This window comes from Cyclobacterium amurskyense, from assembly GCF_001050135.1.
Classification (GTDB): Bacteria; Bacteroidota; Bacteroidia; order Cytophagales; family Cyclobacteriaceae; genus Cyclobacterium; species Cyclobacterium amurskyense.
Genome location: NZ_CP012040.1, coordinates 2,870,552 through 2,886,391 on the forward strand (window position 1 = coordinate 2,870,552; position 15,840 = coordinate 2,886,391).

General features: G+C 40.2%; 14 protein-coding genes and 2 tRNA genes. 12 read left to right on the forward strand and 4 right to left on the reverse strand.

Annotated features, from left to right (window positions below; all coding sequences use genetic code 11):
* Positions 1–61 precede the first annotated feature (61 nt).
* The 12 genes from CA2015_RS11795 (at position 62) to CA2015_RS11850 (ending at position 14,304) form a co-directional block, all read left to right on the forward strand.
* On the forward strand, positions 62–1,126 hold the full coding sequence (locus CA2015_RS11795) for a sialidase family protein (protein WP_240477971.1): 1,065 nt from the start codon (positions 62–64) through the stop codon (positions 1,124–1,126).
* 63 nt (positions 1,127–1,189) lie between these two features.
* The gene (locus tag CA2015_RS11800) at positions 1,190–1,951 is read left to right on the forward strand and encodes an SGNH/GDSL hydrolase family protein (RefSeq protein ID WP_048642099.1); all 762 of its coding nucleotides are present in this window, start codon (positions 1,190–1,192) and stop codon (positions 1,949–1,951) included.
* Between the two features lie 5 nt (positions 1,952–1,956).
* Complete coding sequence (locus CA2015_RS11805) at positions 1,957–2,850, forward strand: succinylglutamate desuccinylase/aspartoacylase family protein (RefSeq protein ID WP_048642100.1); 894 nt, start codon at positions 1,957–1,959, stop codon at positions 2,848–2,850.
* Between the two features lie 10 nt (positions 2,851–2,860).
* A complete protein-coding gene (locus tag CA2015_RS11810) occupies positions 2,861–3,685 on the forward strand; it encodes an SDR family NAD(P)-dependent oxidoreductase (RefSeq protein WP_048642101.1) in 825 nt (274 codons plus the stop codon).
* Positions 3,682–4,776, forward strand: coding sequence for a pyridoxal-phosphate dependent enzyme (locus CA2015_RS11815; RefSeq protein ID WP_048642102.1), 1,095 nt, complete (start codon positions 3,682–3,684; stop codon positions 4,774–4,776). Before CA2015_RS11810 ends, CA2015_RS11815 begins: the two co-directional genes overlap by 4 nt.
* Before the next feature lie 14 nt (positions 4,777–4,790).
* On the forward strand, positions 4,791–5,702 hold the full coding sequence (locus CA2015_RS11820; protein WP_048642103.1) for a dihydrodipicolinate synthase family protein: 912 nt from the start codon (positions 4,791–4,793) through the stop codon (positions 5,700–5,702).
* Between the two features lie 262 nt (positions 5,703–5,964).
* Positions 5,965–6,345, forward strand: coding sequence for a RidA family protein (locus CA2015_RS11825; RefSeq protein WP_048642104.1), 381 nt, complete (start codon positions 5,965–5,967; stop codon positions 6,343–6,345).
* The gene (locus CA2015_RS11830) at positions 6,335–7,822 is read left to right on the forward strand and encodes a M81 family metallopeptidase (protein ID WP_048642105.1); all 1,488 of its coding nucleotides are present in this window, start codon (positions 6,335–6,337) and stop codon (positions 7,820–7,822) included. The genes CA2015_RS11825 and CA2015_RS11830 overlap by 11 nt, the downstream gene beginning before the upstream one ends.
* Before the next feature lie 5 nt (positions 7,823–7,827).
* Entirely contained in the window at positions 7,828–8,700 is an 873-nt protein-coding gene (locus CA2015_RS11835) for an SMP-30/gluconolactonase/LRE family protein (RefSeq protein WP_048642106.1), read from the forward strand.
* Positions 8,701–8,720: 20 nt separating this feature from the next.
* Entirely contained in the window at positions 8,721–9,707 is a 987-nt protein-coding gene (locus tag CA2015_RS11840) for a Gfo/Idh/MocA family protein (protein WP_048642107.1), read from the forward strand.
* A 30-nt stretch (positions 9,708–9,737) separates the two neighbouring features.
* Entirely contained in the window at positions 9,738–12,296 is a 2,559-nt protein-coding gene (locus tag CA2015_RS11845) for a sodium:solute symporter family transporter (RefSeq protein WP_048642108.1), read from the forward strand.
* 526 nt (positions 12,297–12,822) lie between these two features.
* Complete coding sequence (locus tag CA2015_RS11850; protein ID WP_048642109.1) at positions 12,823–14,304, forward strand: Do family serine endopeptidase; 1,482 nt, start codon at positions 12,823–12,825, stop codon at positions 14,302–14,304.
* 477 nt (positions 14,305–14,781) lie between these two features.
* Here the strand turns inward: CA2015_RS11850 and CA2015_RS11855 are convergent, their stop codons facing one another.
* The 4 genes from CA2015_RS11855 to CA2015_RS11870 form a co-directional block, all read right to left on the reverse strand.
* The gene (locus CA2015_RS11855) at positions 14,782–15,036 is read right to left on the reverse strand and encodes a GIY-YIG nuclease family protein (RefSeq protein WP_048642110.1); all 255 of its coding nucleotides are present in this window, start codon (positions 15,034–15,036) and stop codon (positions 14,782–14,784) included.
* 98 nt (positions 15,037–15,134) lie between these two features.
* On the reverse strand, positions 15,135–15,389 hold the full coding sequence (locus CA2015_RS11860) for a GIY-YIG nuclease family protein (RefSeq protein ID WP_048642110.1): 255 nt from the start codon (positions 15,387–15,389) through the stop codon (positions 15,135–15,137).
* Between the two features lie 34 nt (positions 15,390–15,423).
* A tRNA-Val gene (locus CA2015_RS11865) sits at positions 15,424–15,498 on the reverse strand.
* A gap of 189 nt (positions 15,499–15,687) precedes the next feature.
* Positions 15,688–15,762, reverse strand: a tRNA-Val gene (locus tag CA2015_RS11870).
* Positions 15,763–15,840: the final 78 nt, after the last annotated feature.

Here is a 15,840-nt window from a genome sequence, read left to right on the forward strand (position 1 = left end):
TTTAAGTTCAAGATTAGTTCAGGGGTTTATGATTTTGTTCCTGTTATTTAGTTTTTCCACCATGCAAAGATTAAAAGCCCAAAATAAAAAAACTGTTTTGCAGTTGGATCCAGGGGAGAACAATCCCCGAAACAGTGAAGGAGATTTTATTCGCTTAAAAGATGGGCGAATCATGTTTATATATACCCATTTTACGGGCAATTCTGCCAGTGATTTTGGTAGCGCTTTTTTAGCAGCCAGGTATTCTGAAGATGATGGTCAAACATGGACTGATGAGGACAGGACCATCGTTCCAAATGATGGGAAAATGAATGTCATGTCCGTTTCTTTACTTAGGCTTCAGGATGGAAATATCGCACTGTTCTATGCGCGTAAAAATGGAATAAGCGATTGTAAACCCTTGATGCGAATTTCTAAAGATGAAGGGCAAACCTGGTCAGCACCTACATCCTGTATTACAGATAGAGAAGGATACTTCGTCCTCAATAATAACAGGGTACTCCAATTGGAAAATGGCAGATTGATAATGCCTGTGGCCTTACACAGGACTTCCGAAGGAGAAGATTTCAACGAAAAGGGACGGTTATTCACTTACTTTTCAGATGACAATGGAGCAACCTGGAAGTCAGGAAAAGAGGTGAAAAACCAATATGATATCGTCTTCCAAGAGCCTGGATTGGTTGCCCTGAAAAACGGGAAACTGATGATGATCATTCGTACTGATGATGGTGTGCAATATTCCTCCTATTCTAAAAACTTAGGAAAGAAATGGACTCCCGCAAAACCTACAAATATTTCATCTCCGGTCTCTCCAGCTACCATAGCAAGGATCCCATCAACAGGGGATCTGTTAATGGTCTGGAATAACAATGGTGTAAAGGAAGGAATGTACAAAGGGAAAAGGACCCCACTGAATATTGCCATTTCTAAAGATGAAGGCAAAACCTGGGAAAGCGAAAAAGTTTTGGAGGATGATCCTGATGGTTGGTATTGCTATACCGCCATTCATTTCGTAAATGATGATGAAGTCTTACTCTCTTATTGTGCGGGGGATAGACCTGCAGGAACTGGCCTTTCCGTGACCAGATTGACGCTTTTAGATTTGGATTGGGTTTACGGAGACTAAGAAACTCGATATGTTATTGAGGCTTGAAATATTATAGCTGGCCAGCATAAATTTAATGCAGAGATGAACCTATTAGTTGTATTGTTTTTATTAAAGTTATTGCCATTGACGGTAGTAGAAACTGTTTTTAAGGCCAATTCTGGAAAGGAAATCGAAACCTTTTCCTCGATGGGGGATAAGCTAAAAATTGTCGCATTTGGGAACTCAATAACAGCAACGCGAAGCACCATAGATCAGGTTTTTGCCCAAAGATTGCCTTCACTTCTCCTAGAGCAAGGAATTGAAGTAGAAGTGATCAATTCCGGGATTCCTGGAAGTCATACTGGCAGTATTGAGGACCATGATTTATTCAAAATTAAACATGGTATGGACAGATTCGAAACGGATGTTTTGGCACACAATCCAAACTTGGTGATCATAGGTTTTGGTACCAATGATGCCCATATAGATAATGCCGGGCCTGATGGAGAATCAAGAATCCCATTAAAGCAGTACAAGCGGAACCTTAAATTCATGATAAAGGAGCTTCAGGCCCAAGGGGCAGATGTGATTTTAATAGCTCCAAATGGACTAAGAGGAAAATATCCGGAATACCAGAATGTTAGGTTGAAACAATATGTAGAAGTGGTTAAAAAATTGGCTAAACGATACCATACAGGTCTGTTGGATAATTTCAAGCTGTTTTACGACTATTATGATGGTAAGGAAAATAGAGCGGAAGAAATATTATTGGACGGGGTGCATCCCAATGATAAGGGACATGCACTTATGGCGGAGGAAATTAGCCAAGAAATAGTTAGAATTAGAAAGTTAAGAAATCAATAAAAAGGATGGCTGAATTATTTTCGACGCATGTGATCAAGTCGGCTTCAAAAGGTCCAAATGGGCTTATAATTGCTGGAGTCCATGGGGATGAATACCAACCGGTATTGGCGGTGATGAAATTAATCGATCAGTTGCAGGGGAGCCTAATTGCAGGTACAGTTACCCTTGTGCCCATTACCAATAGAAATGCTTATTTTTCAGGAGCACGTGTAGGCGAAGACAACCTGGATCTTGCCAGGACTTGTCCTGGAAATACAGAAGGGACGGTTACAGAAAAAGTTGCTACCGAAATTAGTGAGCTGATCAGGAAAGCAGATTTCTTTATTGATATGCATACGGGAGGCAACTTGTTTGATATTTCTCCCCTTTCTGGATATATGCTGCATCAGGATTCCAAAGTTTTGGAAAAGCAGAGAGCCATGGCAACGGCTTTTAATTTGCCGATTGTTTGGGGTACAAGTCCTGAATTGGAGGGTAGAACCTTGTCAGTGGCTAGAGATGCCAATGTACCGGCGATTTATACTGAGTATAGGGGTGGTGACTACCGTACTGAAGGCGTGGATAGTCTGGTGTCTGGGTGCTTGAATGTTTTAAAGTACTTTGGCATGTTGGAAAATCAAGTCCCCCCCGATAAACCTAAATATTTTGTTGAAGACGATAAGCCGGGGAGTGGGCATTTGCAGGTGATGCATCCTGCCCCTGAAGAAGGTTTATTTGTCGCCACTGTTAATCTAGGAGACCTTGTTACCAAAGGTGACAAGTTGGGTTACCTATTAAGAGAGAGTGGGGAAAAAGGAGCAGCTATACTGGCACAAAAATCCGGGTTGGTATTTTTAAAACGGGCCGTACCCATGGCCAAAGCAGGGGATGCCCTTGCTGGTATTTTACCCATAGAATAAAAAGGAATCAATGAAAAGTGAAGTTGAAAATAAGCCAAGAGTAGTAATAGTTACCGGAGCATCCAGAGGCATTGGCAAAGCGATTACAGAAGCTTTTATTGCCAATGGGGATTTTGTTGCCATGGTTTCAGAAAACAAAGATGAATTACAGGCCGCAGCGGCTTCTCTTTCTAAACCAGAGAATGTATTGGTGTTGGATGGAGATCTGGCCATAGATGATTTTGTGGATGAAATCGTGGAAGTGACATATAGTAAATGGGGCAAAATAGATGTATTAATTAACAATGCAGCTTGGAGAACCATCGAGACTTTGAATACTATTTCCAGAGAAAATTGGGAAAAGACCTTAAAGATTTGTCTCACCTCTCCGGTGTTTCTGTCAAAATTGGCTGCAAAAAAGATGGCATCTGGGCGCGAAGGAGGAGTAATAGTCCATCTGAGCAGTGTTATGGCAGAAAGAGCAGGAGGTTCAAGCCCAGCTTATATTGCTGCAAAAGGTGCTCTATTGAGCTTAACCTATGAAATGGCTGCTTTGTATGGGCCATCAGGTATCAGAGTAGTAGCGGTTTGTCCTGGGAATGTAACCACAGCCATGAGCAGTAATTTCAAAGATACCGAAGGCATTGATGTGAGTCAAAGCCTGGTGGATGAAATGGAAGACATGACACCATTGCAACGAAGTGCCTCTCCTGAGGAAATTGCCAACGGCGTTTTCTGGTTGGCTTCTGACAATGCCTCATTTGTAAATGGGACTTCATTGGTTATCGATGGAGGATTTGCCCATAATTTCAATAGTTATAAAAACAAGAAACTACAATTCCCCAACGAATTTTGAAAGGAATAAGCAAATACACACCGTTATTAAATTTACCCCAAGGAATAGCCCCATTTTCATTGGGGGAGGGTAATACGCCCTTGATTAAATCTAGGCAAATTGGACCTGAATTGGGTTTTCCAAACCTTTACTTCAAACTGGAATCTTCCAATCCTTCAGGCTCCTACAAAGATCGCTTTGCAGCTTTTGCTATAGCAGATGTTTTGGCAAACCAAGGTAAATTGTGTTTGGCTACTTCCAGTGGGAATACTGGCGCGGCACTCGCTGCTTATGCGGCTGCAGCAGGTATTCCCTGCAAAATTGCGATAGTAGAGGGAGCGCCAGAAGGCAAGTTAAAACAAATGAGGGCTTATGGTGCCTCTTTGTATGTGATCAAAGACTTCGGTAAAAACAGCGATGTAAGTGAGAAGATTTTTGAGAAGCTTGGTGAAGTAGCTGTCGAAAACAATACTTGCTTACAAGTAAGTGCTTTTAAGTACAGTCCTGTGGGAATGACAGGCGTACAAACGATTAGCTTTGAGTTGGCAGAAGACCTAGATAGAGTGGGCAATGTATTTGTTCCCTCAGGTGGCGGAGGTTTGGCTTTGGCCATTGCCAGAGGCTTTCAGTCATGGAAAAACCAAAATGAAGCCTTTGAACTTCCGAGAGTGCATTGTGTGCAACCAGAAGGGAATGATACGATTGCCGGAAATCTAAGAAAAGGCCTGAAAGAAGCCAAGGCTGTAGAAAATGCAACCACTAAAGTGAGTGGGCTTCAGGTAGCCAATGTAATCGACGGTACAGAGACATTAATGGAATGTAAGGCAAGTGGAGGGAATGGTTTCTTGGTGAGTGATGAAGAAACCTTTGAATGTCAGCGATTATTGGCGATTAAAGAAGGGATATATACAGAGCCTGCTGGTGCGGTAGCTTTGGCAGGATGCATGAAGGCGATTGCCTCCGGTGAACTGGACAAAAATGCCAATGCAGTATGTATCGTTTCTGGAAGTGGATTTAAAGATCCCGAAGCCACTGACAATTTGATTGTCCAAAATCCAGTGAGTTATTTAAGTAGTTATAGAGAAATGGATCAATATTTTGCAATTAAATAGTTAAAGAAATCAATATGTATGAAAATCTGAAAGGGGTATGGCCAGCGATGCTTACTCCAATGGATGGCAATGGTCGTCCTGAATTTAAGCAATTAGAGAAGTGGGTAGATGTTTTAATAGCTCAGGGTGTAGACGGTTTGTATTTACTTGGATCAACAGGTCAAGGATTTTTGCTTAGTGAAGCTGACAGAAACAAAGTGACTGAGATTACTGCAGATGTCAATGCGGGCAGAGTGCCGATTATAGTACAAGTAGGTTCCATGACCACACAAGAGTCTGTACGTTTAGCCAAGCATGCCGCTCAGTGTAAAGTTGATGGTATTTCCTCTGTTGCGCCTGTATATTACGGTCCTACTGACGGAAGCTCAGGGATGGCATTAACACATTATGAGTCTATTGCTACGGCTACGGATTTGCCTTTCTTTCCTTACCAATTGGGGTCTACCAGCTTTTCAGATGGTTTGGGTGGTTTTGTAAATAAATTACTCAAGATGCCTAATATGGTAGGTATGAAATTGACTACAAATAACCTTCTGGAGATAAGTACCATCTCTTACAGTTCAAAAGGTAAGTTGGTGCTTTTTAGTGGAGCAGATGAATTGATGTGCCATGCAGTCTTATGTGGTACAAATGGTGCTATTGGCTCTTATTATAATGTTTTCGAACCTGAGTGTAAGCATGTTCGAGATGCATTTATAAAAGGGGATGTGGCATTGGCAACAGACTTCATGCTGGTTTTTCAGGAGGTAATTGCTGAAACCTTACCAAATATCTGGACTTTCTTTAGACAAGCTATTCAAATGAGGTATGGAGTGGATATTGGGGCTTCTATAGCGCCAGTAGGTAATACCAATAAAGTCTGGGAAGACAAGAAGGTGGAAGAATTGATTGATAGAGTTGTAAAAGCAGCAAAAATAGGTGCTTAAACTCGAATTAGGGTATAGCTCCTAATACATGGTGAAATCTCATGAGAATCAGATATATAGTCTGGTTCTCATGTGGTTTTATCATTTTCCTGATAAAAATTCAGGGCAGGCCCTGAGAAAAGTTCAGGACAGGCCTATAAAGAATTAATTTGTATAATCTGGTTTTAAAATAATATATGACTGATCAGATTTGTAAATTGTATTTAAAATTCACCCGGTTAAATTAGGGTAAAACAAATGATAGAAAAACGATTAAGAAATTATGGTAAATAAAGAAGTTATTTCAGGAGAAGGTGTTCCAAGTAGTCCATTGCCTTTTTCTCCGGCATTAAAAGTAAACAATATGGTCTTCGTTTCTGGCCAGGCTTCTGTTGATGAAAATGGGAAAATCGTAAACGACACATTTGAAAATGAAGTTAGAAGATCATTCGATAACGCTAAAAAAATTCTAGCTGCAGCTGGGTTAGATTTTAGTGATGTGGTTCAGGTGAGAAACTACGTAGGAAACCAAGAGGACCTGGCCGAGTTTAACGCCATTTATAAGGAGTATTTTCAGGCTCCTTTCCCTGCTAGAACTACCTTGATTGGTTGTTTGGGAACTCTTTTAAAATTTGAAGTAGACTTAGTTGCTTATGTCAAATAGTTCGAAAAAACGAATTGGTATTGTTGGTGTTTACCATGAGTCCAATACCTTTTTGGATCAGCAGACTACCTGGAAAGACTTTGTAAATGGCCACCTTATGTATGGACAGGATCTCATTGATGAATATCGAGATGCCTTTCATGAAATTGGAGGAATGGTTGAAATCTTAAGTGCAGAAGAAGATATAGAGCTTGTTCCTTTATTTTATGGAGAAGCCACTCCAGGTGGAATTATTGAGGAAGAAACAGCTAATCGCTTAATCAAAGAAGTGGAGCGTACTGTGAAGGAAGCTCCAGCATTAGATGGCTTGATGGTTGTACCGCATGGAGCGGGAGTAAGTGTGCCTTATTTGGATTTTGATGGGCATTGGTTAACCATGGTTCGTGAGATTCTGGGGCAGGACATGCCTATTATTGGCACCATAGACCCACATTGCAACTTGAGTAAGGCCATGGTGAAAGCAGTGGATGCGCTTGTAGCTTATAAAACCAACCCGCATGTGGATCAGAGAGACGTAGGAAAAGCTGCGGCTGTCTTAATGGTGGATACGCTTAAAGGTAAAATCAAGCCAGAAATGGTCCTTTTGCAGACTAAAGTGGCAATAAGCATTGAAATGCAGCATACAGGGTCAGACCCTTGCAAAACCTTATTTGCCTTTGCAAGAGAGGTTCAGGATGATCCAGGGGTATTGTCATCGAATGTAGTGTTAGGTTTTCCTTATGCTGATGTTCCAGAAATGGGGACCAGCTTTATTGTGATTACCAATAATGATAAATACCTAGCAGAAAATAAAGCGGCGATATTAAACGAATATTTGCTTAAAAACCATGAAGATTTTTCTGGAAAGAAAATTGGTTTGGAAGAGCTGCCGGCACATATCGATAAGGCCGAAAAACCGCTATTGATATTGGATATGGGAGATAATGTAGGAGGGGGATCACCTGCAGACAGTACCTTCTTGCTTCAAGTATTGGAATCCTGTCCAGGAACTAAAGGTTTTGTATGTATTTATGATCCAGAAGCAGTCGCTGAATTAAAATCGGTTAATCCAGAAGGCTATTACGCTATAGATATAGGTGCAAAAACAGACAAACTACATGGTGAAACCATGTCTTTGGAAGTAAAATTGGAGCGAATCGTTGATGGGAAATTCACCGAAAAAGAACCGAGACATGGTGGGCAAGTCAACTTCAATATGGGGGAAACAGCCATTGTTACCAGTAAATCCGGCCAAACAATTATGTTGACTTCTTTACGTATTGTTCCATTCAGTCTTCAGCAATTGCTTCATTTTGATATAGATCCAGCATCTTATGATGTATTGGTCGCCAAAGGAGTCAACGCACCATTGGCCGCTTATCAGTCGGTTTGTAAAACCATATTGAGGGCCAACACTCCAGGTGTGACCAGAGCAGATATGGCTAGCTTAACGTATAAGCATCGTAGAAAACCATTGTTTCCATTGGATAAAATATAAGGTTAATGAATGAAGGAAACCATTTACACAATAAACTCCCTGATCCTAAAAATATCAAAGCGCAAATTATATTGGACTTGGATTTTTATACGGAGGGGCCTGTCTTTGGCGAAGATGGTTTCCTTTATTATACTGATCTTGCAGGGGAAGGGATCTACTGTTACCAAGACGGGGAACCTAAATTGTGGGCCAAAGGAAAACGTCCTAATGGACAAGCAATCATGGCCAACGGAGATCACCTGCTCTGTGATAGTTTAACGGGAAGGATAGTCAGGTATGACCATAAAGGAAAATTGTTAGGAGAAGTATCCCCTAATCGAATTGATGGGGTGAAAATTACCTGTCCGAATGATATTGCAGTGCATACGGACCAAGGTTTCTTTTTCACAGATTCAATAAGAGACAATGGGCATGTGTATTTTGTAGCTTGGAATGGAGATGCTAAGGTTGTTGCCACCGGGATAGATTTCCCCAATGGCATTGTTTACAATATAGAAAACCATCTTTTGTATATCGCTGAAAGTTACAAAAACAGAATACTTAAAATCAACCTAAATCTTCCATCGTCAAGTGCTGATTACCTGACCGTGATGGCTACCCTACCATATAACGACACCAATAAGGAGACAGGAAATCTTCCGGACGGTTTGGCGATGGATAAAGACGGTAGGCTGTGGGTTGCTCATTATGGGATGCAGGCCATTCAAGTGCTGTCGGAAGATGGAGTATTGTTAGCGAGTTATGATTCAGGTATTCCTCTTACCAGTAATCTCTGCTTTGGCGGAGGAGATCTTTGGGTTACAGGCGGCTTTGGAGAGCCTGGTCCGGGTAGGTTAAGCAGGATCAATATTGGTATAGAAGGTATGCCATTGAATTGAATTTACGGAACCAAAGGAAAATGATAGGTATAGGAATTATAGGCGCAGGGAATTTTAGCTCAAGACATATTGAGGCCATAGAAAAAATCCCTTCATTGTCTTTGAAAGTTATTTGTAGAAGAGATGCGGCTTCTTTAGCCCTGCTTACAGACAAATACAAACTCAAGGGAGTCACAGATTACCATCAGATAATTAATAACCCAGAAATAGACGCTGTCCTTATAGCTACTCCTCACCATTTGCACACACAGATTGCGCTTGAGGCAGCTGCAACAGGTAAGCATATTTTGCTGGAAAAGCCCATGGCTTCAACCTATTCAGATTGTAAAGCCATTTATGAAGCTTGTGAAAAATCAGGGGTAAAGTTAATGATAGGGCAAGTAGCCCAATTTTCTCCATCATTTATAGCTGCGAAAAAATGCATCGCTTCAGGTGAAATAGGTGAAATATTCATGACCAAAGCGACCTCAATATCCTTTTGGAAACATGGAGATCGGAAGGATTGGCATTTGAAGAAGGCCTCCGGGGGCGGGTATTTGCTCACCGTAGCCATTCATCAACTTGACGCCCTTTGTGCATTGATTCCCTCTGAGGTTAGTCGGGTGTACGCTACAATGACCAATGTTTTTCATGAAGATGAGGTAGATGATGGCGGAGTAATTTTACTGGACTTTAAAAATGGGCAGAAAGCATCCCTGCATTACTCTGGGTTTAAAAATGGTGTAAATGATATTTGCATTGATTTTAATGGGGATAAAGGGAGTTTGAAAATAGACAATACCAAAGGTGCTTTCTTGGGAAAGGATCAAAATTATCAACTTCTCCCAGCTTCATTTTCCAAGGATTGGATGAATGAAGCATTGGTTCAACAATGGGAGGAGTTTTCGAATGCCATCATAGAAAATAGAGAGCCAGCAGCATCTGGTAGGCAGACTTTAAAAGTCATGGAAGTAGTATTTGCTGCTTTTGACTCTGCTTCTAAAGGGGACCCAATAAGTCTACACTAATTTTAAAAAAAATCAATAATTAAAAGTCAAATGAATTCAGCTCTGGAAAAATCCTTATTTGTCAGCCTATTTTTAATATTTGTAGTTTTTCAAGCAGTTAGTAAAGAAGTGAAATGGGAGGAATTACCTTCCATTCCGGATAAAGAGGGATTTGCGGGTATGTTTGCCGGAGTAAGTAACGGTGCCTTATTGGTAGGTGGAGGAGCTAACTTTCCAGATAAAAGGCCTTGGGAAGGTGGAGAGAAAGTATGGTATGAGGAGATCTTCTTTATGGAAAGCAAAAAGACTGGCTGGGTACTTTCCGCGCAAAAGCTACCTCAACCTCTCGCTTATTCAGTTTCAGGAAGTTATAATGATAAGGTATGGGTAATAGGTGGGAATGATGCTCAGGGGCACACTAGTTTGGTTATTAGCCTGACTTATAGGAATGGAGAAGTAGTTTTGGAAAATGATTATCCCCAGCTACCTGTGCCTTTGGCGAGCATGACGGGCACTATTGTGAATGGTGTGTTTTATGTGTTGGGGGGACAGAAAACGCCTACCGGTCTTGCAGAAGCTAAGTTTTATTTTCTTGATTTAAAGAAAAAAAGGAGCGAGATGAAGTGGGAAGAAGGGCCTCAATTTCCGGGAGAAGCCAGGATCCAAGCCGTGGCCGCTTCACATAAAGAGGCTTTTTATATTTTTAGTGGTTTTGGGCTGTTTAAAAATGCAGACGAAAGTTTAGGCAGAACATTGCTAAAGGATGCTTATAAGTTTACACCCGGAGATCTACCCAATCAAGGGACTTGGAAGAAATTAGAAGATTTGCCTAGAGGAGTTGCCGCAGCACCTTCACCGGCTTTCAGTCTGGGAGGAGATCATATTTTAATTGCAGGAGGTTTGGATGAAAAAACCTTATTGCATACAGATCCTGCAAGCCATCCTGGCTTTTTGGATAAAATGCTGGCTTACAATACCAATGCTGAGGAATGGGTGGAAATGGGAGATATGCCAGAGGGTACATCCAGAGTGACTGCTCCTTCTACTTATTGGGAAGGTTATTGGGTAGTTCCAAATGGGGAAAAAGGACCTGGAGTTAGGTCGCCTAAGGTGATGGCTTTAGAGACGCAAAACCCATTTGGATGGGCCAATTGGACTACCTTAGGGGCTTATTTGGCCTGTATGCTCGGAATTGGTTTTTATTTTTCCAAAAGAGAAAATACGACCACGGAATATTTCCTTGCCGGAAAGCGAATTCCATGGTGGGCCGCAGGCTTGAGTATATATGGTACCCAATTAAGTGCCATTACCTTTATGGCAGTTCCTGTCATCGTATATGCCACCAATTGGCGCTTGGCAGTTGGTTCATTTATGATTTTAGCGATCGTACCCTTAATCATTAAATATTATCTACCTTTTTTTAGAAGACTAAACATTACCACGGCCTATCAATACTTGGAATTACGATTTGATATCAGGGTTCGTTTGTTAGGAAGTCTGACCTTTATTTTGCTTCAATTGGCCCGAATGGGAGTAGTGCTTTATCTTCCTGCCATTGCAATTTCGTCGGTTACCAATATGGATATTTTTCTATGCATTGCCATTATGGGTGTGTTCAGTACCATTTATACCGTAATGGGAGGCATGGAAGCTGTAATTTGGACTGATGTAATTCAGGTTGTGGTATTGCTAGGGGGAGCGCTTCTTTCCATTTTCATAGCAATAGCCAATATAGAAGGAGGTTTTCCTACTGTGATAGAGGTGGGAATGGAATTTGAGAAGTTTAAGCTTATAGACTGGTCATGGGATTATACACAGCTTGTTTTTTGGGTGGCCATTATAGGCTTTTTCTTTTTAAATTTAATCCCTTATTCTTCAGATCAAGTGGTGATTCAGAGGTATTTGACCGTGAAAGATGAAAAAGAGGCGGAGAAGAGCTTATGGACAAATGGTCTTATCACTATTCCAGGTATATTTTTGTTTTTTGGCTTGGGAACTGTTCTCTTCGTCTACTACCTTACCAATCCTGAAAAAATAGGTAGCGCTAATCCTGAGGAGCTTTTACCCTACTATATTGTTGCTGAACTTCCGATAGGAATTGCAGGCTTGGTCATAGCCGGGATCTTTGCTGCGAGTATGTCATCTCTAGACAGTAGCATGAACAGTATCGCAACTGCCTATATTACGGATATCCACAAATACATAAAACCTGGACTCAAAGACAGAGAATACTTGAAATTAGCTAAGACAATAACCATAATTATGGGTGTTTTTGGCACCTTGACAGCTGTCTGGATTGCAGCTACTGAGGTAGGTTTTATCTTTGATTTGTTTCAGAAGTTATTAGGGATGATTGGAGGCTGTTTGGCCGGAGTTTTTATTCTAGCGATCTTCAGTCAAAGGGCCAATTCTCTTGGGGTGATTATTGGCACTCTTTCAGGTGCAGGTATTACTTTTCTGGTAAGCAAATTCACAGATGTTAATGGATACCTCTATGGAGCTATAGGAGTATTGAGTTGTGTGATAATTGGATTCCTCTTTAGTTTGATCTTCCCCAACAGCAAAAGTCAACCACAGGGGCTGACCTTCAAGTCAATAATTAAAAAGTAAGGAGCTAGGTTTTGGTGGTGCACGATTAATATATTAAAGGTGTTGATCGGGCATTTTGATCTGGATCCATGGATAATAAGGGCTAACCTAAACTGGGAACTTTTAACAGACTTAAAAAAAAGCTATTCAGAAGCCATTCAGAATAGCTTTTTTTGTTTAGCTGGTGAGTGCTACTTAGTTTGTAATGATTTACAATGGTAATTCTATAATAGAATTAACTAGTCTAAAACCTCATTGAGTTACTGTGGAGGCATTATTAATAGGTCTTGGAAATTAAATTCAGATTAATTTAACTTTTTCTTATGACAAATTGTTGTTTAAAAGTGGCAGGATAGCAGTCTTAGTTACGATGAATGTATTGTTTATTTGGTAATTAGTACTTATTTAAGAATAAATTAAAAGAAATTTTTCTTTTTTTGTTAAATGCTGTTAAATAGCAAACCTAATTTCCAATTGGCATCGTTTTAGAAGTAACATAAGAAACAAAATTTGTGTTAATTGATATAATTTAAAAGAAAGGTATACAATGAATAGAAAACAGTTTTTCCTGGGAATCGTGCTAGCTTCTTTAATTGGAGGATTAGTAGCTGTGCTTGGTGTTGGGTTTTTACAAACAAATCAAGAATCATCTACAAACTTTACTGAAAAGCAAAATACCAGTTTGGTGAATTGGCTTAATGATGACAAGTTTGTGGTTCCAGAAGGGATTAATTTTGTGGCTTCAGCAGCCCAGGTAACGCCAGCTGTTGTTCATGTCAGGAGTACAGTGACGATGAGTAGAAGCCAGCAAGGGGTAGACCCAATGGAGGAGTTATTTGGCTTCAGGTCCCCTAGAGGCGAGTCTAAGCCTAGAGAAGGCAGAAGTACAGGTTCTGGTGCAATTATCTCTGAAGATGGATATATCGTAACCAATAATCACGTAATTGAGAATGCCTCCAAGGTAGAAATTACATTGGAAGACAATAGAAGGTTTACGGCCAGGGTTATCGGTACAGATCCAACAACAGATCTTGCTTTATTAAAGATTGAAGCTAATAATTTACCTTTTATTCCTTTTGGTTCCTCTGATCAGGCTCAAATTGGAGAATGGGTTTTGGCAGTAGGTAATCCATATGAATTGAATTCAACGGTCACTGCGGGTATTATAAGTGCAAAATCAAGAAATATTGGAATTCTTAGAGATGAGAGTAATTTACAAGTTGAGTCCTTTATTCAAACGGATGCTGCTGTAAACCCTGGCAACTCAGGAGGTCCTTTGGTAAATCTTAATGGTGAAATTATTGGTATCAATACAGCCATAGCCTCCAGAACTGGTGGCTTTAGCGGATATTCTTTTGCAGTTCCAAGTAGCATTGCTAAAAAGGTGATGGATGATCTTTTGGAATTTGGAGCTGTTCAAAGAGGCTTATTAGGCGTGGTTATTAGGGATGTAAATGCAGACCTTCAAGAATCAATAGGTGAGGAAATCAAAGCAGACAGAGGAGTGTTCGTTGAGGAAGTTAGAGAAGGTAGTGGAGGAGAAGAAGCTGGTTTGCAAAGAGGCGATATTATCATTGGCATTGATGGAGCAGATACCTACACTACTTCTTCTCTTCAGGAAAGAGTAGCAAGGAAGCGACCTGGTGACAAAATCAATGTTAAATTCCTCCGTGATGGTAAAGAAATGACTACTACAGCTACACTTAAGAATGTTTCAGGTGATACCAAGGTGGTAGTTAAGGTACTCCCTAAAATCACTGAGTTTGAAGGTGTGGTATTTGAAGACTTAAAAGCGGATTATAAAGAAAGGCTTGAATTGGAGGGTGGAGCAACAATTACCTCTATAGATAACAAGTTATGGAAAGATGTTGGTGTTCAGGAAGGCTTTATTATCACTAAAATAGGTAGAACCAAAATCCTTAGTGGTGAAGATGTGATCAAAGCCCTTAAAAATTATAAAGGCGAAGAGGTAATCATTTTGGGAGTTTATCCAAATGGACAGCGCTCTTACTATGAGCTGGATTTATAATCTCATGAAGATATAATAATCAATATATGAACTGTGTAAAGGCCACCCATCGGGTGGCCTTTTTTTGCTAAAAGTCTTTGGTTAATTTAGATTGTCAAAAAAAATGAACAGCAACATAACGATTTTTCTAAAATGAAAACGATCAGTAGCTAAATGGGATTTACCAAAGCTTTTACTAAGTAAATTTCCCCCTATAGTCCTGTGGTAAACAAGAGGGTACACCATAAACTTGATTTGAATTAATATAGCAAACCTGACGGTGAAAGTAATCTTTAAAAATTCTTCTCTTTCAATTTTTCACTAACAGAGAAAGTCATTTCATCCCAATCCATGAGCCTTTAGGCCAGATCTGAGAACAGTATGTAAAAGTGGTAGGCCTTAAATAAAAAAAGCCTTAATAAAAAGGCTTGATGTGGGAGTTGAGGGATTCGAACCCCCGACCCTTCCGATGTAAATCGGAATGCTCTGAACCAAATGTCATTTTGAACTTATAAGCGTCTCAATCTTCTTCCGGCTTTTCCATCTTTTAACTTCTCGCTCTCTGAAAAAGGCTTCTTCTTTAGTTTTAAAGTCTTCAGAATAAACCACCTTCCAGTCATTCACTGTTCCGGTAAAGCCTTTCTTATGGTTGGAATTATGCTTGCGGACTCTCTCTTTAAGATCATCGCAGGTCGCTCCGATATAATATCGGTTTTTGGATGCGGAAAACAATATATAAAAGTGGCAGTCCATAAATAAAAAAAGCCTTTTAGATAAAGGCTTGATGTGGGAGTTGAGGGATTCGAACCCCCGACCCTTCCGATGTAAATCGGAATGCTCTGAACCAAATGTCATTTTGAACTTATAAGCGTCTCAATCTTCTTCCGGCTTTTCCATCTTTTAACTTCTCGCTCTCTGAAAAAGGCTTCTTCTTTAGTTTTAAAGTCTTCAGAATAAACCACCTTCCAGTCATTCACTGTTCCGGTAAAGCCTTTCTTATGGTTGGAATTATGCTTGCGGACTCTCTCTTTAAGATCATCGCAGGTCGCTCCGATATAATATCGGTTTTTGGATGCGGAAAACAATATATAAAAGTGGCAGTCCATAAATAAAAAAAGCCTTTTAGATAAAGGCTTGATGTGGGAGTTGAGGGATTCGAACCCCCGACCCTCTGCTTGTAAGGCAGATGCTCTGAACCAACTGAGCTAAACTCCCAATATTTTTATTATTAATTACTCAAATCTCTCGGTACTTTTACCGAATGAATCTTCAATTTAGCCCAAGTTTTTCGAAATCCTGACCCTTCCGATGTAAATCGGAATGCTCTGAACCAACTGAGCTAAACTCCCAAAATGTTATCAATTTAATTTTTTGTTAAGCCTTTTTCTTTCAAAGACTTTAATGTGGGAGTTGAGGGATTCGAACCCCCGACCCTCTGCTTGTAAGGCAGATGCTCTGAACCAACTGAGCTAAACTCCCAAAATATTAAATTAATTTTAGGTTACTTTTAACCTCTTAATTATTCTTTTTTCAACAAATTAACCTGGCGGTATGAAG